The following is a 23,374-nucleotide window of genomic DNA, read 5'->3' as shown; positions in this document are numbered from 1 at the left end:
CTCCCAGCTGAGCTAATCACCCGTTTGCATCTCCGAGGCCGCGAAATTTACGCAGGTAACGAACCTAAGTCAATACCCTGCTTGAAGTTTTTCTGAAAAAGACAAAATCGTGTCATTCCAGACGAGGCTGGCAACCATCAGACCGCTTCGCGAGCAGGCTCGCTCCCACAGTGGACCGCAGTACTCATGTGGGAGCGAGCCTGCTCGCGAAGACGGCGGAACATTCAACATCAATGCTGAAGACAGCGTCCTTGTCCGATTACTCGCTGTAAATCATCTTCTTGGTCATGCCACCATCGACCACGAATTCCTGCCCGGTGACAAATCCGGCATTCCTCGACAGCAGCCAGGCCACCATCGCTGCGACATCCTCAACCGTCCCCACCCTGCCCGCCGGATGCTGGGCATGATCGGCCTCGGTCAATGGTTGAGCACGCCGCACCGAGGGGTCGCGTGCATCGATCCAGCCAGGGCTGACCGCATTGACCCGAATCTCCGGGCCAAGACTGATGGCCAACGCGTGAGTCAGGGCCAACAGGCCGCCCTTGCTCGCCGCATAGGCCTCCGTATCGGGTTCCGACTGCCCGGCGCGGGTCGAGGCCAGATTCACGATCGAGCCGCTGTGAGCGCGCAGGTACGGTGCACAGTGCTTGGCCAGCAACATCGGCCCACTGAGGTTCACCGCCAACACCCGATTCCAGTGCGCCAGATCCAGGCTTTCCAGCGTGATGTTGTGCGGATCGGCAACCGCCGCGTTGCACACCAGCGCATCCAGGCGCCCGAACTGGCCGAGCACCTCGGCCACCCCCAGCGCGACCTGCCCCTCGTTGGCGACATCCATGGCGATGAACCAGGCGTTGTCGCCCAGCACTTTCGCCACTTTCGAACCGCGCTCCCGGTCCAGATCCGTCAGCACGACTTGCCAGCCTTCGCTGATCAGCCAGGCCGAGATTCCCAGGCCAATGCCCCGCGCAGCACCGGTCACCAGCGCTACGCGGCCATTCGAGCCTGTGGTCGGCGCAGCCAACTCGATCACAGCGCAGCCAGGCCGCGCGCCAGATCGGCTTGCAGGTCCGCCACGTCCTCCAGGCCGACCGCAATGCGGATCAGGCTGTCACGAATGCCCGCCGCTTCACGCTCTTGCGGCGCCAGGCGCCCATGGGAGGTGGTGCTCGGATGGGTGATGGTGGTCTTGCTGTCGCCCAGGTTGGCGGTGATCGAAATCAGGCGCGTGGCATCGATAAAGCGCCAGGCGCCCTCTTTGCCACCCCTCACCTCAAAACTGACGACAGCACCGAAACCCTTTTGCTGACGCAGCGCCAGTTCGTGCTGCGGATGGCTCTTGAGGCCGGCGTAATGGACTTTCTCGATGCCTGCCTGCTGCTCCAGCCATTCGGCCAGTTGCTGGGCGTTGGCGCAATGCGCTTTCATCCGCAGGCTCAGGGTTTCCAGGCCCTTGAGGAAGATCCAGGCGTTGAACGGGCTCAAGGTCGGCCCGGCGGTACGCAGGAAACCCACCACTTCTTTCATCTGCTCGCTACGACCGGCGACCACGCCGCCCATGCAACGACCCTGGCCATCGATGAACTTGGTGGCCGAGTGCACGACGATGTCCGCTCCCATTTTCAGCGGCTGTTGCAGTGCCGGCGTGCAGAAGCAGTTGTCGACCACCAGCATCGCGCCCTTGGCGTGAGCAATTTCAGACAGCGCGGTGATGTCCACCAGCTCGGCCAGCGGATTGGACGGCGATTCGACGAAGAGCAATTTGGTATTGGCCTTGATCGCCGCATCCCAGCCGGACAAGTCCGCCAGCGGTACGTAATCGACTTCGATGCCGAAGCGTTTGAAGTATTTCTCGAACAGGCTAATGGTCGAGCCGAAAACGCTGCGCGACACCAGCACATGATCACCGGCGCTGCACAGGCTCATCACCACAGCCATGATGGCCGCCATGCCAGTGGCCGTGGCCACGGCTTGCTCGGCGCTTTCCAGCGCGGCGATGCGCTCTTCGAACGCGCGCACGGTCGGGTTGGTGTAGCGCGAGTAAACGTTGCCCGGTACTTCGCCAGCGAAGCGCGCAGCGGCGTCGGCGGCGGTACGGAATACGTAGCTGGAGGTGAAGAACATCGGATCACCGTGTTCGCCTTCCGGCGTACGGTGCTGACCGGCACGTACGGCCAGGGTATCGAACGCTACACCTTCGAGGTCGCTGTCCAGCCGACCGGCATCCCATTCCTGACTCATGCTGTCACTCCTTGCCATATTCGGTAGTAGATACGAAACCGGCCTTGAGGAGGAACACCTATGTAGGAGCTGGCTTGCCAGCGATGGGGGCATCACAGGCAACAATGATGTTGAATGTGACAACCCCTTCGCTGGCAAGCCAGCTCCTACAGGCCGGCATATAACTCAGTTGTTGTACAGATCGATGATCGCACTGACGGCCTGCGTCTTGACCTTGGAGGCATCGTTGCGTGCCTGCTCGATCTTGTTCAGGTAAGCCTCGTCGACGTCGCCGGTGACGTACTGGCCATCGAACACCGCGCAATCGAACTTGTCGATCTTGATCTTGCCGCCACCGACCGCTTCGATCAAGTCGGGCAGGTCCTGATAGACCAGCCAGTCGGCGCCGATCAGGTCAGCCACGTCCTGGGTCGAACGGTTGTGGGCGATCAGCTCGTGGGCGCTCGGCATGTCGATGCCGTAGACGTTCGGGTAGCGAACCGCTGGAGCCGCGGAACAGAAGTAAACGTTCTTCGCGCCGGCTTCGCGAGCCATCTGGATGATCTGCTTGCAAGTGGTGCCGCGAACGATGGAGTCATCCACCAGCATCACGTTCTTGCCGCGGAATTCCAGCTCGATGGCGTTGAGTTTCTGGCGTACGGATTTTTTCCGCGCGGCCTGGCCCGGCATGATGAAGGTCCGGCCGATGTAGCGGTTCTTCACGAAGCCTTCGCGGAACTTCACGCCCAGGTGGTTCGCCAGCTCCAGCGCCGCGGTGCGGCTGGTGTCCGGAATCGGGATGACCACGTCGATGTCGTGATCCGGACGCTCGCGCTGGATCTTCTCGGCGAGTTTCTCACCCATGCGCAGACGGGCCTTGTAGACCGACACGCCGTCGATGATCGAATCCGGACGCGCCAGGTAGACGTGTTCGAAGATGCACGGGGTGAGGGATGGGTTGGTCGCGCACTGACGGGTGTACAGCTTGCCCTCTTCAGTGATGTAGACCGCTTCGCCGGGAGCCAGGTCGCGAATCAGGGTGAAGCCGAGCACGTCCAGGGAAACGCTTTCCGAGGCAATCATGTACTCGACGCCTTCGTCGGTGTGACGCTGGCCGAAAACGATTGGGCGGATGCCGTGCGGGTCGCGGAAGCCGACGATGCCGTAGCCGGTGATCATCGCTACGACGGCATAACCACCGACGCAACGGTTGTGCACGTCGGTGACGGCGGCGAATACGTCTTCTTCGGTCGGCTGCAACTTGCCGCGCTGGGCCAATTCGTGCGCAAACACGTTGAGCAGCACTTCCGAATCGGAACTGGTGTTGACGTGGCGCAGGTCAGATTCGTAAATCTCCTTGGCCAGTTGTTCAACGTTGGTCAGGTTACCGTTGTGCGCCAGGGTGATGCCGTAAGGCGAGTTGACGTAAAACGGTTGAGCTTCAGCCGACGTCGAGCTGCCCGCGGTCGGATAACGCACATGGCCAATGCCCATGTGGCCGACCAGGCGCTGCATGTGACGCTGCTGGAACACGTCACGCACCAGACCGTTGTCCTTGCGCAGGAATAACCGGCCATCATGGCTGGTCACGATACCGGCAGCGTCCTGGCCGCGGTGCTGGAGGACGGTTAGCGCGTCATACAGCGCCTGATTGACGTTCGACTTACCGACGATACCGACGATGCCACACATGCGACGCAACCCCTACTTAATGGATCTGAACTGAGCACTACTCACTGAGGCGTTTTGGCCATCGGCAAGAGTTGCTCCTTGAACGGAATATCAGCGGGTACGCTGATTCCGCTGGCAAGCCACTGACTGCTCCACCCGAGGATCAGGTTTTTGGACCAGTCGGCGACCAATAGAAATTTTGGCACGAGCTGTGACTCTTTCCACCACCCGTCCTGCTGTACCGGCCCCAGGCTCAACAGCCCGACGGCGACAACCACCAGCAACCCGCCACGCGCGGCGCCGAAGGCCATGCCGAGGAATCGGTCGGTCCCGGAGAGCCCGGTGACGCGAACCAGTTCGCCGATAAGATAATTGATCATTGCGCCTACGATTAAAGTGGCGACAAACATGATGGCACAGCCCGTGATTATACGGGCCGACGGTGTTTGAATGTACCCGCCGAGGTACTCGGACAGTGAGCCACCGAACATCCAGGCTACGACTCCTGCGATGATCCAGGTCACCAGCGATAGCGCTTCCTTGACGAAGCCGCGGCTCAGACTGATCAATGCGGAGATGGCGACGATTGCTACGATCGCCCAGTCAACCCAGGTAAATGGCACAGTGCAGCCTACAGACGGATAAGGCGGCGCATTTTAGCAGAGCCCGTGCTTATCGGTAAGCTGCGATTGTCTGTGCATTTCATATCGGAGCGATAGTTTTAGCCACGTTCCGGCTGAAAGCGCACGACAAACCCCTTGAGGTTCTGCTGGCGGTTGAGCAAGTCACGCAGACGGTCGGCTTCAGCGCGCTCGATCAGCGGCCCGACAAACACCCGGTTTTTGCCGTCGGCGGTACGGATGTAGGCGTTGTAACCCTGGCTGCGCAAAGTTTTCTGAAGTTTTTCCGCGCTTTCACGATTCGCCAGGCTGGCCAATTGCACCGACCAGCTGACAGACAAACCATTGGCATCGACACGGCTTTGCGTGGTATCCGGCTTGCCCGGTGCCGCCGTGATGGGCTGGGCAGGCGCTGTCGCAGGTTTGGCGGCCAGAGCCGGGACCGGCGCAGGCGGCGGTGCAACCGGTTTGGCCGCCGCAGCGGAAGCCGGAGCTGGAGCTGGAGCCACCGGCGCAGCTGGCACAGCCGATTCTTGCTGGGCGATTTCGTCATCGCTCGGCACAGGCTCCTGAGGCAAGGCTTGCGGCTCAGGCACCGCCACGGGTTCGACCTGCACTTGAGGCATCACAGGCGCCTGCGGAGCCGAAGGCGCTTCGACCGTCACCTGGCGCTGTTCGTCCTGGCGGGAAAACAGCATCGGCAGAAAAATCACTGCCAGCGCAACCAATACCAGGGCGCCAACCATGCGCTGCTTGTATGCCTTATCCAGCAATGCCATTTGCCGCGTCCTCCGTGGAGCGCCGGGCCAGCCATTCAAGGGCCTCGGCGACACAATAAAATGATCCGAACAACAGGATTTCGTCGTCGCTCGTGGCCTGCGCGCACTGCCCTTCCAGGGCAGCCGCCACACTTTCGTATGACGTGACCGAAGCACCCAGACCTTGCAACGCATCGTGCAAATCCGCAACCGGACGCGCCCGAGGCGAATCCAGAGGTGCGACAGCCCAGTGCTGGACACTAGCATTCAATTCGCCGACAACACCACCCAGGTCTTTGTCCGCCAGCAGCCCGAACACCGCCAAACGCTTGCCGACCGGCGGGCGACTGGCCAGACGACGAGCCAGATACTCTGCCGCGTGGGGGTTGTGCCCCACATCCAGCAATAGATTCAAGCGCTTGCCTTGCCACTCGAACTCACGGCGATCCAGACGACCGACCACCCTGGTTGCCCGCAGCGCTTCGATGATCTGCGCATCCACCCAAGGCAAGCCGAGCAACAAATAAGCCTGCAACGCCAGCGCAGCGTTCTCCATCGGCAGATCAAGCAGCGGCAGGTCGCGCAACTCGACTGCATGCCCTTGCGCATCGACACCGCGCCACTGCCAGTTGTGATCGGTCACACCGAGGTCAAAATCGCGCCCACGCAGGAAAAACGGGCAATTGAGCTCGCGCGCCTTGTCCAGCAAAGGTTGTGGTGGTTTCAGATCGCCGCAGAGCGCAGGTGCGCCCTGACGGAAAATGCCGGCCTTCTCGAAGGCCACGGACTCACGGGTATCACCGAGGTAATCCGCATGATCGACGCCAATACTGGTGACCAGCGCCATGTCGGCGTCGACCACGTTGACCGTGTCCAGACGACCGCCCAGACCGACTTCCAGCACCACGGCATCGAGCCCGGAGCGCTGGAACAGCCAGAATGCCGCCAGGGTGCCCATTTCGAAGTAAGTCAGGGAGGTGTCGCCGCGTCCGGCCTCTACCGCAGCAAAGGCCTCGCACAGCTCGGCATCAGTGGCTTCGATGCCATTGACCGTTACCCGCTCGTTGTAACGCAGCAGGTGTGGGGAGTTGTAAACCCCCACTTTCAAGCCCTGGGCCCGCAGCAAGGACGCCACGAACGCACAGGTGGAACCCTTGCCGTTGGTCCCGGTGACCGTAATCACCCGAGGCGCCGGCTTGCCCAGTCCCATGCGGGACGCTACCTGCTGCGACCGCTCCAGGCCCATGTCGATGGCTGAAGGGTGCAACTGTTCAAGGTAGGCGAGCCATTCGCCAAGGGTACGTTGGGTCATAGGCTGGCTGGTACCGGTGGAACCACGATCGGCTCGACGGGCGCGGCAACGAACTTCGGCGTCGGCAGGCCCATCATTTGCGCCAGCAGGTTACCCAGACGCGGACGCAGCTCCTGACGGTCGATGATCATGTCGATGGCACCGTGCTCCAGCAGAAATTCGCTGCGCTGAAAGCCTTCCGGCAGTTTTTCGCGCACGGTTTGCTCGATCACACGCGGGCCGGCAAAGCCGATCAACGCCTTCGGCTCGCCGACAATCACGTCGCCCAGCATCGCCAGACTGGCGGAAACGCCGCCGTAGACCGGATCGGTCAACACGGAGATGAACGGAATGCCTTCTTCACGCAGACGAGCCAGTACCGCGGAGGTCTTGGCCATTTGCATCAGGGAAATCAGTGCCTCCTGCATCCGTGCACCGCCGGATGCCGAGAAACAGACCATCGGGCAACGTTTTTCCAGGGCGTAGTTGGCGGCGCGAACGAAACGCTCACCGACGATGGCGCCCATCGAACCACCCATGAAGGAAAACTCGAACGCCGAAACCACGATCGGCATGCCCAGCAAAGTGCCGCTCATGGAAACCAGCGCGTCTTTTTCGCCGGTCTGCTTTTGTGCAGCGGTCAGGCGGTCCTTGTATTTCTTGCCGTCGCGGAATTTCAGACGGTCAACCGGCTCCAGGTCCGCACCCAGCTCGGTACGGCCTTCAACGTCGAGGAAGATGTCGATACGGGCGCGGGCGCCGATACGCATGTGATGGTTGCACTTGGGGCAAACGTCCAGGGTCTTTTCCAACTCCGGACGATACAGCACAGCCTCGCAAGACGGGCATTTGTGCCAAAGACCTTCAGGCACCGAGCTCTTCTTGACCTCGGAACGCATGATCGAAGGGATCAGTTTGTCTACTAACCAGTTGCTCATGCTTTCTTTCTCCAGTACCGGCGGCTCGAACGCTCTGGTTCGCAGCCCCGTGTATGCCCTAACGCTAAATTCATGTGTGCGACGACGGTCGAGGACTGCCACGGTCAGCGCGAAACATGACCTGCGTGCAACCAGAGACCCTCGGATATGCCTGCTGTGTGCAGTGCATCCGCTTTGTACAGTGCAGTGGACGGCGGCAGTCTGCCAGCCGTCACATCAACAGGTGCTACCGCGTACCGCTTTGATAAATGCCCGAATCTTTGCGTGGTCCTTGATGCCCTTGCTCGCCTCTACCCCGCCGCTGACATCCACGGCGTAAGGCCGAACGCGCGCAACCGCCTCGGCGACGTTATCCGGCGTCAGACCGCCCGCCAGAATGATCGGTTTGCTCAAGCCTTGCGGTATCAGTGACCAGTCGAATGCCTCACCGGTTCCGCCGGGAACACCTTCGACATAGGTGTCGAGCAAAATACCGCTGGCGCCTGGATAGGCATCACAAGCTGCCGCGATGTCATCACCGGCCTTGACCCGCAACGCCTTGATGTACGGCCGGTGCCAGCCTTCGCATTCAGCGGCGGTTTCGTCGCCATGGAACTGCAACAGGTCCAGCGGCACCGCGTCGAGGATTTCCCCCAGTTCGCAACGGCTGGCATTGACGAACAAACCCACGGTGGTCACGAACGGCGGCAGCGCCTTGATGATCGAGCGCGCCTGCTGGAACGTCACCGCACGGGGGCTTTTGGCGTAAAACACGAATCCGATGGCGTCCGCCCCGGCCTCGACGGCTGCCAACGCATCTTCCATGCGGGTAATCCCACAGATCTTGCTGCGAACGGCTGACATGTCGACATAACTCCAAGACAAATCCGGGAAAGTCCCGGATGGTAGCAAAAGCGTTCGAGGGCGTCAGCCGCCAAGTTCCGAGAAGCCGGTCAGGAAGTGCGGACCGATGTAACGCTCGGGCAATTCGAATTCGTCACGGTACTCGACCTGGACCAGATACAAACCGAATGGATGCGCCGTTACGCCACCGGTCCGTCGAATCCGGCTTTCCAGCACCTCTTTCATCCACTCCACCGGACGCTCACCGGCGCCGATGGTCATCAGCACGCCGGCAATGTTGCGCACCATGTGATGCAGGAAGGCGCTGGCGCGAATATCCAGCACGATCATCTTGCCGTGACGGGTGACGCGCAGGTGATGCAGCTCCTTGATCGGCGACTTGGCCTGGCACTGCCCGGCGCGAAAAGCGCTGAAATCATGGGTGCCGAGCAGGTATTGAGCGGCCTCGGCCATGCGCTCGACGTCCAGCGGACGGTGGTTCCAGGTCACTTCTTCGTTCAGGTGCGCCGGGCGGATCTGATCGTTGTAGATCACGTAGCGATAACGCCGGGCGATGGCCTTGAACCGCGCATGGAAATGCGCCGGCATGACCTTGGCCCAACTGACACTGACGTCGTGGGGCAAGTTGATGTTGGCACCCATGGTCCAGGCCTTCATCGAACGCTCGACCTGAGTGTCAAAATGCACCACCTGCCCGCAGGCATGCACCCCGGCGTCGGTACGCCCGGCGCACATCAGCGAAACGGGTGAGTCGGCGACTTTGGACAAGGCGTTTTCGAGGGTTTCCTGCACGGTGAGCACCCCGGATGCCTGGCGCTGCCAGCCGCGGTAGCGCGAGCCTTTGTATTCGACGCCCAGCGCGATCCGGAAAAAGCCGTCGGCTGCCATTTCGGCGGCCGGGTTATCTATATTTGCCAAGGAGGGACAGCCTGCTGATGTACCAAAGGCGGGCATTATAAGGCCGCCGGGCGGGGATGCCAGAGAGATCTCCACTGACTGTTCCGGCCTCTTCGTCGGATCGCCGCCCGGACCAAGCCCGCTCCTACAGGGTTCTGTGGTCTTCACAAAACCTTGTAGGAGCGGGCTTGCCCGCGAAGGGGCCATAGCAGACGACATCAATTCATCGGCCAAACAAAAACGGCAGCCTCAATGGGCTGCCGTTCTGTCTACAACTTGACGGGCATTCAAGCCAGACGCGAAAGCATTTCCCTGGCTTCGCTCTTCTGCTCGTCACTGCCTTCGCTCACGACCTCTTTGAGGATGTCGCGGGCGCCATCGCTGTCGCCCATGTCGATATAGGCCTGAGCCAGATCGAGCTTGGTGGCGGCTTCGTCAGTACCCGAGAGGAAGTCGAAGTCATCATCGCCACCCAGCGCAGCATCAGCTTCGGTAAAGGTCGGCTCGCCGATGCTGTTGGACAGGCTCTCCAGCTCGGCGTGGACATCATCGAGCTCTGCCGCGAACGCATCCGGCGTGTCCAGCTCGTCGGCCAGTGACAGATCGAAATCGGCCGGCAATTCCAGATCATCCCGCGCGACCTCAGGAACAGCCGGGGTTTCGGCAACCGGGAAATCCTTCACCCCTGCTTCCAGATCCAGCAGGAAATCGTCTTCAGCCAGTATCGCCGGCACAGGTTGCGCACCGAGATCCAGGTCAAGATCGAACTCCGACAGATCGTCGAGGCTTTCCTTGATTTCAGTCTGTTGTTGCAAAACCGACCCAAAACTCAGGTCGTCATCCAGCGGGAATTCTTCCAGATCTGCCAGCGTCGCCACTTCAGGCTCCGGCCCGGGTGCAGGCGCCATCGGCGTGATCGCGTCCAGATCGTCCAGGCTCAGGTCGAAAGCGCTATCCAGGTCGCCCTCGAACGGTGCCGGCTCTGGAGCCGGTGCTTGTGGCTCGTCGAGCAACAGATCCTTGACGTATTGCGCGTCCAGCTCGGCAGCAACGGCGGCTGCGGCAATGCCACCGGCAGCCACCAGCGCCATGGCCGGGAAGCGGCTTTTGAGTTTTTCAACCTGGGCGAAGTTGTCGCCATTGGCCACCAACTGACGCTCCTGGCCGACGAACGCATCGCGGTCGCCTTGCTGGCCGTAGACTTCCATCAGTTTCAAGCGCAAGTCGCTGCGCTTGGGCTCTTGCTTGACGCCGTCCTCCAGCAAAGCAGCAGCCTGGTTCAGACGACCGGCATTGATGTGCAACTGAGCCTGGCCCAGCACGTCATCGGAACGCTCGGCAGCCGGCGCCACCAATGGCGCGGCGATCGGCGTGGTCATCACGACCGGGGCAACCACCGGCGCTGGCGCGGGAGCAGGCGTCGGTGCATTCGCCAGCTTAACGCTCGGCGGCGGCACTTCCAGGCCTTCGAAGCTGCTTTCCGGCAAGTCGAAATCGGCCGAGAACGGCTGCTCTTCGGCCAGGGCACGCGCCATCCGCAGGTGCTTCTCGGCTGCTTGCTGGGCTTTGCGGCGGCGCGCCAGCAACAGCAGCAGGAGCAGCAGAATCACCGCGCCGCCACCCACCAGGCCCAGCAACACCGGATTGGTCAGCAACTCATTGAATTTCTGATCGTCGGATGCGGCCGGTGTCGCCTCGACAGGTTTCTCGGCCGGCGCCGGAGCTGCATCGGGTGCTGCGGCCACTGGCGCAGGCGCAACCGGTGCAGATTCTGCCGGAGCAGGCGCGGCCACCGGGCTTGCAGCCAGCTCGGCCGACATTGCCGGGGCCGCTGCAGCGACGGGTGCGCCATTCGCGCCCTCGACCTGCAACTTGGCCAGTTGATTGTTCTTCAACTCGATCAGGCGTTGCAGCTTGTCCACCTGACTTTGCAGGTCGGCCATGCGGCTTTTCAGTTCGGCGTTATCACGACGACTGGTGTCGAGGCTTTCCTGGGTCAGCGCCAGCTTGTTGGCGAGGGCCGTGGCATCTCCGGCAGCACCTTTGCCACGGTTCTTGCCGGACTCGGCGGAAACCAGGCTCAGCTTGTCACCGGCCGATTGAGCCGGAGCACCATCGATGCGAGCGCGATGGGTGGCGTCGAGCTGCTGCTGCCCTGCCCCGGGCTTGGCCACATAACGGCGACCCTGACGCCAGGCCTTGTTTTGCGCGGCCACTTCGGCAATGGCCTTGGGTTGCGGCAGGCTCGTGCTCTGTGCCTGATCCGGCATGCGCAGCACCTGGCCGGTCTTCAAGCGGTTGATGTTGCCGCCAATGAAGGCGTCCGGGTTCAGTGCCTGGATGGCCAGCATGGTTTGCTGGATCGAACCGCCATTACGTGCTTTTGCAGCGATTTCCCACAGGGTATCCCGTGGCGTAGTGGTGTATTGGGACGGTTTGGTTGCACCGGTAACCGGCGCAGCGACGGATTGAGTCGGTACAAGCTGCGCAGCCGCCTCGGCGGTTTGCGGCGAGAATTTCGACGGATCGAGCAACACACTGTAGTCGCGCAGCAAACGGCCGTTCGGCCACATGACCTGAACCAGGAACTTCACCATGGGTTCGGAGAGTGGCTTGCTGGAGGTCACGCGCAGGATGCTTTTGCCGCTGGCGTTGAGCACCGGGGTGAAGGTCAAGTCATTGAGAAACGCCTGGCGATCGACACCGGCCTTGGCGAAATCTTCCGGCGAAGCCAGGCTCGGCACCACTTCAGCGGCGGTGAGGTCCTTGACATCGAGCAGCTCGATTTCAGCTACCAGCGGCTGGTTGAGCGTCGATTTCAGGGTCAACTCCCCGAGCCCGAGGGCATGCGCCATACCGGAGGACAGCGCCGAGGCGGCCGCTATTGCTAACACCAGTTTGCGAACTTGAACCATTAGCTCATCCTTAGTTTGAACATTCCTCGGCCAGCGAGAAGGTATTGATAGCCGCTGCCGTCAGGCATTGCGCGTAACGGCGAGGGTCGTCGCGCGCGATCATTTCATTGATGCCCCGGAAAGCCCTGCAGAGTGGCTCGCCTTCAGCATTCCGCCAAGCATAGGCTCGCCCGGAATCATTCGACAAATTGTTGCAAAGTATCTTTTACAGCAGGTCTTTTATCAACAACTCAGCCAGCTGCACAGCGTTGAGCGCGGCGCCTTTGCGTACGTTATCTGACGTCAGCCACAAATTAAGTTCCGACAGGTCGTCGATACCCTGGCGAACCCGACCTACATAGACCACATCCTGCCCTACCGCATCGCCCACCGGCGTCGGGTAATCGCCGGCTTCCACCAGCTCGATTCCGGGTGCGTCGTCCAGGGCTGCATTGATCTTCGCCAGGTCGATTTCACTCGCGGACTGCAGGGTCACGCTATAGCTATCGCCAAAAAACACCGGGGCTTGAATGCAAGTGACGGAAATCTTCAATGAAGGCAACGCCATGACTTGGCGCAGCTCGCGCACCAGGCGTTTTTCCAGCAGCGTATGACCTTGTTCATCCGGTTTTCCGACCTGGGCCAACAGGTTGAAGGCCATTTGCCGATCAAAGAATTTCGGCTCCAGCGGCCGCACATTCAGCAGTTCGGCGGTTTGCCGGGCGAGCTCAGTCACAGCTTCGCGGCCCTGGGCCGAGACTGCCAGGCTGGCAGTCAGGCTGATGCGCTGCAAATCGAGCAATTCCATCAGCGGCGCGAGCACTACCGCCAGCGTGGTGGCCGACGGACTTGGACTGCTGACCTGAAACGGCTTTTTCAAGCCGGCCAACACCCAAGCGTTGGCCTCGGGCACGACCTGCGGCGCCTTTTCCGCCGGCAAGGCACCGGAGAGATCGATCACCGAGCAACCGGCATCGGTCGCACGGGAAGCAAAACTCAACGAAACCGCCGGGCCGGCGGCAAAGAATGCCAACTGCACCTTGCTGAAGTCGAACTCATCGACTTCCCGCACCCGCACGTTCTTGCCGCGAAACGGTACGGAGCTGCCGGCCGACTCGCTGCTGGCCAACAGGTGAAGGGTGCCGATCGGGAAATTGCGCTCTTCGAGAATCTGCACGAGTGTTTCGCCGACAGTACCGGTGGCGCCGATCACGGCAATATCAATGGACTGGCTCATGGTTTGACCTCTGGCGAAACGGGGGGAGCGGCACTTTACCGGGTGACTGGCATGCAGGCAATTCTGCGAGATCTTCGGTGCATGTTCCGGCCTCTTCGCTGGCAAGCCAGCTCCTACAGGGTACGCGTGAATTGTAGGAGCTGGCTTGCCAGCGATGACGCCAGATCAGACAACCGAGAAACCCAGGCATAAAAAAACCCGCGTCTCTCTCAAGGCGCGGGCTCTTTCATTGCTTCAGTCGATCAACGCTCGAGCAGGATCCGCAGCATGCGACGCAGCGGTTCGGCCGCGCCCCACAGCAGCTGGTCGCCGACGGTAAACGCGCCGACGAATTGCGAACCCATGTTCAGCTTGCGCAGACGGCCAACCGGGATGTTCAGGGTGCCGGTGACCTTGTTCGGGCTCAGCTCCTGAATGCTGGTCTCACGGTTGTTCGGCACCAGCTTGACCCAAGGGTTGTGCTGGCTGATCAACCCTTCGATATCAGCGATCGGCACGTCTTTGTTCAGCTTGATGGTCAGTGCCTGGCTGTGACAGCGCATGGCGCCGATACGCACGCAGATGCCATCGACCGGGATCGGGCTCTTGAAGCGACCGAGGATCTTGTTGGTCTCGGCCTGGGCCTTCCACTCTTCGCGGCTCTGGCCGTTCGGCAGTTCCTTGTCGATCCACGGGATCAGGCTGCCGGCCAGCGGTACGCCGAAGTTTTCGGTCGGGTACGCATCGCTGCGCATGGCTTCGGCAACACGACGGTCGATGTCGAGGATCGCGCTGGCCGGATCGGCCAGTTGATCGGCAACAGACGCGTGGGTCGCGCCCATTTGCTTGATCAGTTCACGCATGTTCTGCGCGCCGGCACCGGAGGCCGCCTGATAGGTCATGGCGCTCATCCATTCCACCAGGCCAGCTTCGAACAGGCCACCGAGGCCCATCAGCATCAGGCTGACGGTGCAGTTGCCGCCGATGTAGTTCTTGGTGCCCGCGTCAAGTTGCTGGTCGATGACCTTGCGGTTCACCGGGTCCAGAACGATCACCGCGTCATCCTGCATGCGCAGGCTGGACGCGGCGTCGATCCAGTAGCCCTGCCAGCCGGCTTCGCGCAGCTTGGGGAAGACTTCGCTGGTGTAGTCGCCACCCTGGCAGGTCAGAATCACGTCGAGGGTTTTCAGCTCTTCAATGCTGTACGCGTCCTTGAGCGGAGCAATGTCCTTGCCCACGGACGGGCCTTGGCCACCGACATTGGAAGTGGTGAAAAACACCGGCTCGATTAGATCGAAATCCTGCTCTTCCAGCATCCGCTGCATGAGCACGGAACCGACCATACCGCGCCAACCGATCAGACCTACACGTTTCATCGCAACTACACCTTCTTGAAATGTGGGCCGCTGCCTTTTCTTGAATTTGGCAGCGGGCCCGAGAGATTACAGATTCCGCAGCGCGGCGACTACTGCGTCACCCATTTCCTGCGTACCGACTTTAGTGCAACCGGCCGACCAGATGTCACCGGTACGCAAGCCCTGATCCAGCACCAGGCTGACGGCTTTCTCGATGGCATCGGCCGCGGCCTGCTGGTTGAAGCTGTAACGCAACATCATCGACACCGACAAAATGGTCGCCAGCGGGTTGGCAATGCCTTTGCCAGCGATGTCCGGCGCCGAACCGTGGCACGGCTCGTACATGCCCTTGTTGTTGGTGTCCAGGGACGCCGACGGCAGCATGCCGATGGAACCGGTGAGCATCGAGGCCTGGTCGGACAGGATGTCGCCGAACATGTTGTCGGTGACGATCACGTCGAACTGCTTCGGTGCGCGCACCAGCTGCATCGCGGCGTTGTCGACGTACATGTGGCTCAGTTCGACTTCAGGATAATCCTTGGCCACTTGCTCGACCACTTCACGCCAAAGCTGGCTGGAAGCCAGTACGTTGGCCTTGTCCACCGAGCACAGCTTCTTGCCACGCACCATGGCCATGTCGAAACCGACACGGGCGATACGGCGGATTTCGCTTTCGCTGTACGGCAGGGTGTCGTAGGACTGACGCTCGCCGTTTTCCAGGGTACGGGTACCACGTGGCGCGCCGAAGTAGATGCCGCCAGTCAGTTCGCGAACGATCAGGATGTCCAGCCCGGCAACGATTTCCGGCTTCAGGCTGGAAGCCTCGGCCAGTTGCGGGTACAGGATCGCCGGACGCAGGTTGCCGAACAGGCCCAGTTGCGCACGGATTTTCAACAAACCGCGCTCAGGGCGGATGTCACGCTCGATAGTGTCCCATTTCGGGCCGCCAACAGCGCCCAACAGTACGGCGTCAGCTGCGCGAGCACGCTCCAGGGTCTCGTCGGCCAGTGGCACGCCGTGCTTGTCGATGGCGGCGCCGCCGATCACGTCGTGGCTCAGCTCGAACCCCAGGGCGAACTTGTCGCTGGCCAATTCCAGAACCTTGACCGCCTCGGCCATGATTTCCGGGCCAATACCGTCACCTGGGAGAATCAGAATCTGCTTGCTCATGCTTTCCTCATGTCATCAGTCGGTGCGCCTTGGGCGCGCCCGGAAAAATTCTATCGTTCGGCCATCAGCACCAGTACATCCGTACTGAACGAGCCATCGGCCTCAATCTCAAAATATTCGCGTACTTCGCTGCCCATCGACTGCTGAAGTTCGCGGATCGCCGCGCGCATTACCTCTGGCGTGCGCATGCGTTCGACCCAGGAGTTGTACTCCAGACGCAGCCGCTGACGAGCGGTAGTGCGGGTGTGCAGCCCCGCCTCGCTGACCTGGCGCAACCACTCACCGGCGGAATAATCGCGCACATGGCTGGTGTCGCGCAGTACTTCGACACTTTGCAGGTAAGTGTCGAACAACGGACTGCCCGGTGACAATACGTCGATAAACGCCGCTACCCCGCCCGGCTTCAACACCCGGCGCACTTCCCGCAGGGCCAGGCCGAGATCGCTCCAATGGTGCGCCGAATAGCGGCTGAAGACGAAATCAAACTCGCCATCGGCGAACGGCAGGCGCTCGGCGGCACCGTTGACTGTGGAAACGTTGCTCAAGCCACGATCGACAGCAGCACCAGCCACTACGTCAAGCATCTGCTGCGACAGGTCGTAGGCCACCACTTCCCTGACCAGCGGCGCCACATGAAAGCTCACGTGACCGGCGCCGCAGCCGAGATCCAGAACCCGGGCTTCGCCCTGCCCGGCCAGTTCGGCCTGTAGCAGCGCGAACTCAGTGCCTTGGGCGTGTACGGCGCTGCTCAGGTAGGCCGAAGCCTGCTCACCGAATTGCTTTTGTACGACCTGAGTGTGCTGGGCGGTGCTGGTCATGCGGGACTTCCTTTTTGGGGTGAGTCTTGTGGTGTCTGGGCGGCCCTCTTCGCTGGCAAGCCAGCTCCTGCAAGGGAATGCGTTTCAACTGTAGGAGCTGGCTTGCCAGCGATGGCGTCAGTCTGCCTTACGCAAAATCAAGCGTCGCGGAACAACCACGGCTGGCTCGCACGGTGCTTGGCTTCAAACGCCGCAATCGCATCGCCGTCCTGCAAGGTCAGGCCGATATCGTCCAGGCCGTTGAGCAGGCAATGCTTGCGGAACGCGTCGATTTCGAAGCTCAGCACTTTACCGTCCGGACGGGTCACGGTCTGGGCTTGCAGATCGATCTGCAACTGGTAGCCCGGGTTAGCCTCGACCTGCTGGAACAGCTCGTCGACTTCCGTGTCGCTCAGGATGATCGGCAACAAGCCGTTCTTGAAGCTGTTGTTGAAGAAGATGTCGGCGTAGCTCGGCGCGATGATGCTGCGGAAACCGTATTCTTCCAGGGCCCACGGCGCGTGCTCGCGGCTGGAGCCGCAACCGAAGTTCTCGCGGGCCAGCAACACGCTGGCGCCTTGATAGCGCTCGGCGTTGAGGACGAAGTCCTTGTTCAGCGGACGCTTGGAGTTGTCCTGATAAGGCTGCCCCACATCCAGGTAACGCCACTCATCGAACAGGTTCGGACCGAAACCGGTGCGCTTGATCGACTTCAAGAATTGTTTCGGGATGATCTGGTCGGTGTCGACGTTGGCACGATCCAGAGGCGCGACAAGTCCAGTGTGCTGGGTAAAAGCTTTCATGCTGCGCTCCTTTAGATCAATTCACGGACGTCGACGAAACGACCGTTGACTGCGGCGGCCGCGGCCATGGCCGGGCTGACCAGGTGAGTACGACCACCGGCACCCTGACGGCCTTCGAAGTTACGGTTGGAGGTCGAGGCGCAATGCTCGCCGGACTCCAGACGGTCCGGGTTCATTGCCAGGCACATCGAGCAACCCGGCTCACGCCATTCGAAACCGGCCTCGAGGAAAATCTTGTCCAGACCTTCCGATTCCGCCTGCGCCTTCACCAGACCCGAGCCCGGCACCACAATGGCCTGCTTGATGGTCGAGGCCACTTTGCGGCCCTTGGCGATCACGGCGGCGGCACGCAGGTCTTCGATCCGCGAGTTGGTGCAGGAACCGATGAACACGCGATCCAGCTGAATGTCGGTGATCGCCTGATTGGCGGTCAAACCCATGTACTTCAAGGCGCGCTCGATCGAGCCGCGCTTGACCAGGTCCATTTCCTTCGCAGGATCCGGCACGTTCTGATCGACCGCCAGGACCATTTCCGGCGAAGTGCCCCAGCTGACTTGCGGCTTGATCTGGGTGGCGTCGAGCTCGACCACGGTGTCGAACTTCGCATCAGCGTCGGAAACCAGGTCTTTCCAGGCCTCGACGGCCATGTCCCACTCCGCGCCTTTCGGTGCGAACGGACGGCCCTTGACGTATTCCACGGTTTTTTCGTCGGCGGCTACCAGCCCAACGCGAGCGCCGGCCTCGATGGACATGTTGCAGATGGTCATGCGGCCTTCCACGGACAGGTCGCGAATCGCGCTGCCGGCGAATTCAATGGCGTGGCCGTTACCGCCAGCGGTACCGATCTTGCCGATCACGGCAAGCACGATGTCCTTGGCGGTGACGCCGAACGGCAATTGGCCTTCGACGCGCACCAGCATGTTCTTCATTTTCTTGGCGACCAGGCACTGGGTGGCGAGCACATGCTCGACCTCGGAGGTGCCAATACCATGAGCCAATGCGCCGAATGCGCCATGGGTTGAAGTATGGGAGTCGCCGCAGACCACGGTCATGCCCGGCAAGGTTGCGCCCTGCTCCGGGCCGATGACATGGACGATGCCCTGGCGAACGTCGTTCATCTTGAATTCGACGATGCCGTACTCGTCGCAGTTGTCATCGAGGGTCTGGACTTGCAGGCGCGAGACCTGGTCAACGATGGCGGCGATGCCGCCCTTGCGCTCCGGCGTGGTCGGTACGTTGTGGTCCGGGGTCGCGATGTTGGCATCGATGCGCCATGGCTTGCGCCCGGCCAGACGCAGGCCTTCGAAGGCTTGCGGCGAGGTCACTTCGTGGATGATGTGACGATCGATGTAGATCAGCGCAGAGCCATCGTCGCGCTGCTTGACCAAATGCGAATCCCAGAGCTTGTCGTAGAGCGTTTTGCCGGCCATCAGACGGTTTCCTCATCAGCTTGTTTCTATGCCCCGGGCTTTGACGATTTCAATAACCCCTTGGCTTGTGAGGCTGATCCTATGGGGTTACATTAAATAACTCAAATTCATATTTTTTATGCTTTGGATAACCAACTGGAATGCAACCATGGACCTGGCCAACCTCAATGCTTTTATCGCCATCGCCGAGACCGGAAGCTTCTCCGGCGCCGGCGAACGGCTGCACCTGACTCAACCGGCCATCAGCAAGCGCATCGCCGGGCTGGAGCAGCAGTTGAAGGTGCGGTTGTTCGACCGCCTGGGCCGTGAAGTGGGCCTGACCGAGGCCGGGCGCGCCCTGCTGCCACGGGCCTATCAGATTCTGAACGTCCTTGATGATACGCGCCGCGCCCTGACCAACCTCACGGGAGAGGTGACCGGTCGTCTGACCCTGGCCACCAGTCACCACATCGGCCTGCACCGTTTGCCGCCTTTATTGAGAGAGTTCACCCGACGCTACCCTGACGTCGCGCTGGATATTCAGTTTCTCGACTCGGAAGTGGCCTATGAGGAAATCCTGCATGGCCGCGCCGAACTGGCGGTCATTACCCTGGCACCGGAACCCCATGCACTGGTCAGGGCCACGCCGGTGTGGGACGACCCGCTGGATTTCGTGGTCGCCCCGGAGCATTCTCTGCTCAACAACGGCAAGGTCAGCCTGGCGGACATCGCCCGACACCCGGCGGTATTCCCCGGCGGCAACACCTTTACCCACCACATCGTGCAGCGGCTGTTCGAAGCCCAAGGCCTGACGCCAAACATCGCCATGAGCACCAACTACCTGGAAACCATCAAGATGATGGTCTCGATCGGCCTGGCCTGGAGTGTCCTGCCGCGCACCATGCTCGATGACCAGGTGGCGCGCATACCTTTGCCGGGCATACAGCTCACTCGCCAGCTAGGCTATATCCTGCACACGGAAAGGACGCTGTCGAATGCTGCCCGGGCCTTCATGGCCTTGCTGGACGCTCAACTCGATCTGCCAGGGACTCAAGGCTAAGCTGTGCTAATCCTATAGAGCCGCGAACCCCTGCAACAAATGCCCAAACTCAGCCCAAGGCTTACCAATGCCGAAATCTGTTGACCGTATTCCGCCGATGCCGCGTATTCAGGCACTTGACCCGAAAAGCTCCGAACAGAGCTGGGAAAGCGCCTCGCAATTACTGGCCGCGCTCAACGGCGCGCGCCTGGGCGCCTGGTATTGGGACATAGAGCGCGGGCAGATCAGTTGGTCCCGGGGTACACAGGCGCTGTTCGGCTTCGATCCCCGGCAACCGCTGCCACATGATCTGGAATACCTCGACCTGCTGCCCCCGGAAGATCGCGCGAAAACCCTTCGCGCCTTCCATGCAGTCATCGCCGGCGCGCCGCTGGAGCAGGCCATGCACCACCGCATTCGCTGGCCCGATGGCAGCCTGCACTGGCTGGAAATCAGCGGCAGCCTGTTGCCGGACAAGCACGGCCGGCCACGAATGATCGGCGTGATCCGCGAAATCACTCACCAGCGCCAGCGCGAACAGGCGTTGAGCAGCTCGGAAAAACGCTTCGCCACCCTGTTTCACCTGTGCCCGAACATGGTCCTGCTGACCCGCCAGGAAGACGGCCTGATCTCCGAAGCCAACCAGTATTTCGAAAGCCTGTTCGGCTGGCCGGTGCAAAACGCGATCGGCCGCACCACCCTGGAACTGGGGCTGTGGGTACATCCCGAGCAACGGGACGAACTGGTCAAGGCCACTAAAGCCAAAGGCGACCTGGTCAGCATGGAAGTGCAGTTTCGCGCCAGTAACGGCCAGATCCATGACGGCATCCTCAGCGCGCAAAAAGTCGAGCTCGAAGGCCAGCCCTATCTGCTGAGCACGTTCCTTGACACCACCGAACGCAAAGTCGCCGAACAGGCCCTCAAGGACAGCCAGGAGCGCCTCGACCTGGCCCTGGACTCCGCGCAACTCGGCACCTGGGACTGGCACATTCCCAGCGGCATGCTCTACGGATCGGCACGGGCCGCCCAACTGCACGGCCTGGACGCCAAACCCTTCCACGAGTCCTTCGACGAGTTCTTCGAAGGTGTGCCCGGCGAAGAACGCGACACCATGCGCGACGCCTACCGCAGCCTGCGTGAAGGCCCGGCCGGCAACTATCAATTGACCTACCGTGTGCAATTGCCCGACGGCAGCTCGCGCTACCTGGAAAGCCGCGCCCGTCTGTACCGCGATGAAAACGGCGTGCCGGTGCGCATGGCTGGCACATTGCTCGACATCACAGACCAGGTGGAACGCGAACAACGGCTGGTGGCCTCCGAAGAGAAGTTCGCCACACTGTTCCAGGTCAGCCCCGATCCGATCTGCGTCACCCACCAGGACAGCGGCCTGTTCATTGAAATCAACTCCAGCTTCACCCAGACCTTCGGCTGGAGCACCGCCGATGTGATTGGCCGCAGCGCCGACGAAATCGGCCTGTGGGACGCATCGGCGAAAAGCCTGCGACGGATCGAACAAGTGATCCGCGAACAAGGCCTGAACAACGTCGCCATTCTGGTCCAGCACAAGGACGGACAAGCCCTGACTTGCGTGATTTCCAGCCGCCAGATCAGCGTCGGCGACCAGCCCTGCATCGTTACCACGCTGCGCGATATCACCCAGCAACAGCGCTCGGAAGCGGCGCTCAAAGCCAGTGAGGAGAAATTCGCCAAGGCCTTCCACTCCAGCCCCGACGCCATCACCATCACTGAGCGCGACACCGGGCGTTATCTGGAGGTCAACGACGGTTTCTGCCGCCTGACCGGTTACCGCGCCGAGGAAGTGGTGGGCCGCACGGTGTACCAGGTCGGGATCTGGGCGGAAGAAAAACAACGCTCGGCGCTGCTGGCGGAGCTGCAGATCAAGGGCCGGGTTCATCACCAGGAAATGCTCGGGCGCAACAAGCGCGGCGAACTGCTCACCGTCGAAGTCTCGGTGGAGCCGATCACCCTCAACGAAACCGCCTGCCTGCTGTTGACCGCGCGAGACGTGAGCCTGCTGAAAAACGCCGAAGCGCAGATTCGCCACCTGGCCTATCACGACCCACTGACCAACCTGCCCAACCGCGCATTGCTGATGGACCGCCTGAGTCAGCAGATCGCCCTGCTCAAACGTCATAACCTGCGCGGCGCGCTGATGTTCCTCGACCTCGACCACTTCAAGCACATCAACGACTCCCTCGGGCACCCGGTGGGCGATACCGTGCTGAAAATCATCACCGCGCGCCTGGAAGCCAGCGTGCGCATGGAGGACACCGTGGCGCGCCTGGGCGGTGACGAGTTCGTGGTGCTGCTCAGCGGTCTCGAAGGCTCGCGCAGTGAAGTCAGCGATCAGGTTCGCGAACTGGCCGACACCATCCGCGAGCTGCTGTCCGAACCGATGTTCCTCGACGGCCAGCGTCTGCAAGTGACGCCAAGTATCGGCATTGCGCTGATCCCCGATCACGGTTCGACCCCGACCGACCTGCTCAAGCGCGCCGACATCGCGCTCTATCGCGCCAAGGACTCGGGGCGTAATACCGCGCAGATGTACCACAACACCATGCAGAAGGCCGCGAGCGAACGCCTGCGCATGGAAACCGACTTGCGCCTGGCCCTTTCCCGGGGCGAGTTTCACGTGCATTACCAACCCCAGGTCGACGCCCGGGGCGACCGCATCGTCGGCGCCGAGGCCTTGGTGCGCTGGAATCATCCGGAGCTCGGCGCACAATCGCCCACCGACTTCATCAAGGTGCTGGAGGACAGCGGACTGATTCTGGAGGTCGGCACCTGGATCCTCGACGAAGCCTGCAAGGCCTTCAAACAATTGATCGATGACGGACTGGTGAATCCGTACAAGTTCAGCCTGTGCGTGAACATCAGCCCGCGCCAGTTCCGCCAGAACGATTTCGTCGAACGGGTCGAAAACAGCCTCGCCACCTACGGGCTACCCTGCACGTTGCTGAAGCTGGAAATCACCGAAGGCATCGTGATCCAGAACCTGGAAGACACCATCAACAAAATGCGCCGCCTGAAAAAACTCGGCGTGAGCTTCGCCATGGACGACTTCGGCACCGGCTATTCCTCGCTGACCTACCTCAAGCGCTTGCCGGTCGACACCCTGAAAATCGACAAGTCGTTCATCCGCGACGCCACCAGCGACCCGAACGACGCCGAGATCATCCGCGCCATCGTCGCCATGGCCCATAGCCTGGATTTGAAAGTGATTGCCGAAGGGGTCGAGACAGCGGAGCAACTGGAGTTCTTGCAGGGGCTGGATTGTCACTTCTACCAGGGGTATCTGCACAGTCAGCCGTTGCCGGTGGAGGAGTTTCAGTTATTGCTTAAGTAACAGGTACATCACAGCCCCCTCCAAATCCGCCCCCCTCCTTGATGCTCTGTAGCGGCCAGAAGGCTGCTACAGATTGATTCTCC

General features: G+C 61.2%; 18 protein-coding genes. 2 read left to right on the top strand and 16 right to left on the bottom strand.

The annotated features are described in order from the left end of the window. Nucleotides 1-259: 259 nt before the first annotated feature. The 16 genes from PMI31_RS03435 to leuC all read right to left on the bottom strand — a co-directional run bounded on the left by PMI31_RS03435 (nucleotide 260) and on the right by leuC (nucleotide 18,906). A complete protein-coding gene (locus PMI31_RS03435; protein WP_008016248.1) occupies nucleotides 260-1,036 on the bottom strand; it encodes an SDR family oxidoreductase in 777 nt (258 codons plus the stop codon). Continuing rightward, on the bottom strand, nucleotides 1,033-2,244 hold the full coding sequence (locus PMI31_RS03430; protein WP_008016247.1) for an O-succinylhomoserine sulfhydrylase: 1,212 nt from the start codon (nucleotides 2,242-2,244) through the stop codon (nucleotides 1,033-1,035). The genes PMI31_RS03435 and PMI31_RS03430 overlap by 4 nt, the downstream gene beginning before the upstream one ends. 165 nt (nucleotides 2,245-2,409) lie before the next feature. Beyond that, complete coding sequence (gene purF, locus PMI31_RS03425) at nucleotides 2,410-3,915, bottom strand: amidophosphoribosyltransferase (RefSeq protein WP_008016246.1); 1,506 nt, start codon at nucleotides 3,913-3,915, stop codon at nucleotides 2,410-2,412. Between the two features lie 41 nt (nucleotides 3,916-3,956). After that, nucleotides 3,957-4,517: a CvpA family protein gene (locus PMI31_RS03420; RefSeq protein ID WP_008016245.1), complete on the bottom strand. Its 561-nt coding sequence runs from the start codon at nucleotides 4,515-4,517 to the stop codon at nucleotides 3,957-3,959. A gap of 98 nt (nucleotides 4,518-4,615) precedes the next feature. After that, nucleotides 4,616-5,293 (bottom strand): SPOR domain-containing protein, encoded by a 678-nt coding sequence (locus PMI31_RS03415; RefSeq protein WP_008016244.1) that lies wholly within the window; start codon nucleotides 5,291-5,293, stop codon nucleotides 4,616-4,618. Beyond that, nucleotides 5,277-6,584: a bifunctional tetrahydrofolate synthase/dihydrofolate synthase gene (folC, locus tag PMI31_RS03410; protein ID WP_008016243.1), complete on the bottom strand. Its 1,308-nt coding sequence runs from the start codon at nucleotides 6,582-6,584 to the stop codon at nucleotides 5,277-5,279. The genes PMI31_RS03415 and folC overlap by 17 nt, the downstream gene beginning before the upstream one ends. After that, on the bottom strand, nucleotides 6,581-7,501 hold the full coding sequence (gene accD, locus PMI31_RS03405) for an acetyl-CoA carboxylase, carboxyltransferase subunit beta (RefSeq protein ID WP_008016242.1): 921 nt from the start codon (nucleotides 7,499-7,501) through the stop codon (nucleotides 6,581-6,583). The genes folC and accD overlap by 4 nt, the downstream gene beginning before the upstream one ends. Before the next feature lie 216 nt (nucleotides 7,502-7,717). After that, the gene (locus PMI31_RS03400) at nucleotides 7,718-8,344 is read right to left on the bottom strand and encodes a phosphoribosylanthranilate isomerase (RefSeq protein ID WP_008016240.1); all 627 of its coding nucleotides are present in this window, start codon (nucleotides 8,342-8,344) and stop codon (nucleotides 7,718-7,720) included. Nucleotides 8,345-8,407: 63 nt separating this feature from the next. Continuing rightward, entirely contained in the window at nucleotides 8,408-9,232 is an 825-nt protein-coding gene (truA, locus tag PMI31_RS03395; RefSeq protein WP_032829430.1) for a tRNA pseudouridine(38-40) synthase TruA, read from the bottom strand. Nucleotides 9,233-9,528: 296 nt separating this feature from the next. Beyond that, entirely contained in the window at nucleotides 9,529-12,156 is a 2,628-nt protein-coding gene (locus PMI31_RS03390; RefSeq protein ID WP_008016238.1) for a FimV/HubP family polar landmark protein, read from the bottom strand. A gap of 205 nt (nucleotides 12,157-12,361) precedes the next feature. Beyond that, nucleotides 12,362-13,372 carry an aspartate-semialdehyde dehydrogenase gene (locus PMI31_RS03385; RefSeq protein ID WP_008016236.1) on the bottom strand — a complete coding sequence of 337 codons (1,011 nt, stop codon included), beginning with the start codon at nucleotides 13,370-13,372 and terminating at the stop codon, nucleotides 12,362-12,364. Between the two features lie 242 nt (nucleotides 13,373-13,614). Next, nucleotides 13,615-14,727 carry an aspartate-semialdehyde dehydrogenase gene (asd, locus tag PMI31_RS03380; protein WP_007986960.1) on the bottom strand — a complete coding sequence of 371 codons (1,113 nt, stop codon included), beginning with the start codon at nucleotides 14,725-14,727 and terminating at the stop codon, nucleotides 13,615-13,617. A gap of 66 nt (nucleotides 14,728-14,793) precedes the next feature. Beyond that, a complete protein-coding gene (gene leuB / locus PMI31_RS03375; protein ID WP_008016234.1) occupies nucleotides 14,794-15,876 on the bottom strand; it encodes a 3-isopropylmalate dehydrogenase in 1,083 nt (360 codons plus the stop codon). Nucleotides 15,877-15,926: 50 nt separating this feature from the next. After that, complete coding sequence (locus tag PMI31_RS03370; protein ID WP_008016233.1) at nucleotides 15,927-16,694, bottom strand: class I SAM-dependent methyltransferase; 768 nt, start codon at nucleotides 16,692-16,694, stop codon at nucleotides 15,927-15,929. Nucleotides 16,695-16,831: 137 nt separating this feature from the next. Continuing rightward, a complete protein-coding gene (leuD, locus tag PMI31_RS03365) occupies nucleotides 16,832-17,476 on the bottom strand; it encodes a 3-isopropylmalate dehydratase small subunit (RefSeq protein ID WP_008016232.1) in 645 nt (214 codons plus the stop codon). A gap of 11 nt (nucleotides 17,477-17,487) precedes the next feature. After that, entirely contained in the window at nucleotides 17,488-18,906 is a 1,419-nt protein-coding gene (gene leuC, locus PMI31_RS03360) for a 3-isopropylmalate dehydratase large subunit (protein WP_008016231.1), read from the bottom strand. A gap of 148 nt (nucleotides 18,907-19,054) precedes the next feature. On the opposite strand from leuC, the gene PMI31_RS03355 reads away from it, so the two are divergent. Beyond that, entirely contained in the window at nucleotides 19,055-19,945 is an 891-nt protein-coding gene (locus tag PMI31_RS03355; protein WP_008016230.1) for a LysR family transcriptional regulator, read from the top strand. Nucleotides 19,946-20,012: 67 nt separating this feature from the next. Further along, a complete protein-coding gene (locus tag PMI31_RS03350; protein ID WP_008016229.1) occupies nucleotides 20,013-23,291 on the top strand; it encodes a sensor domain-containing protein in 3,279 nt (1,092 codons plus the stop codon). Nucleotides 23,292-23,374 lie beyond the last annotated feature (83 nt).

Source organism: Pseudomonas sp. GM55, assembly GCF_000282395.1.
Lineage (GTDB): Bacteria > Pseudomonadota > Gammaproteobacteria > Pseudomonadales > Pseudomonadaceae > Aquipseudomonas > Aquipseudomonas fluorescens_CC.
This window is presented reverse-complemented; position numbering and strand designations above follow the sequence as displayed.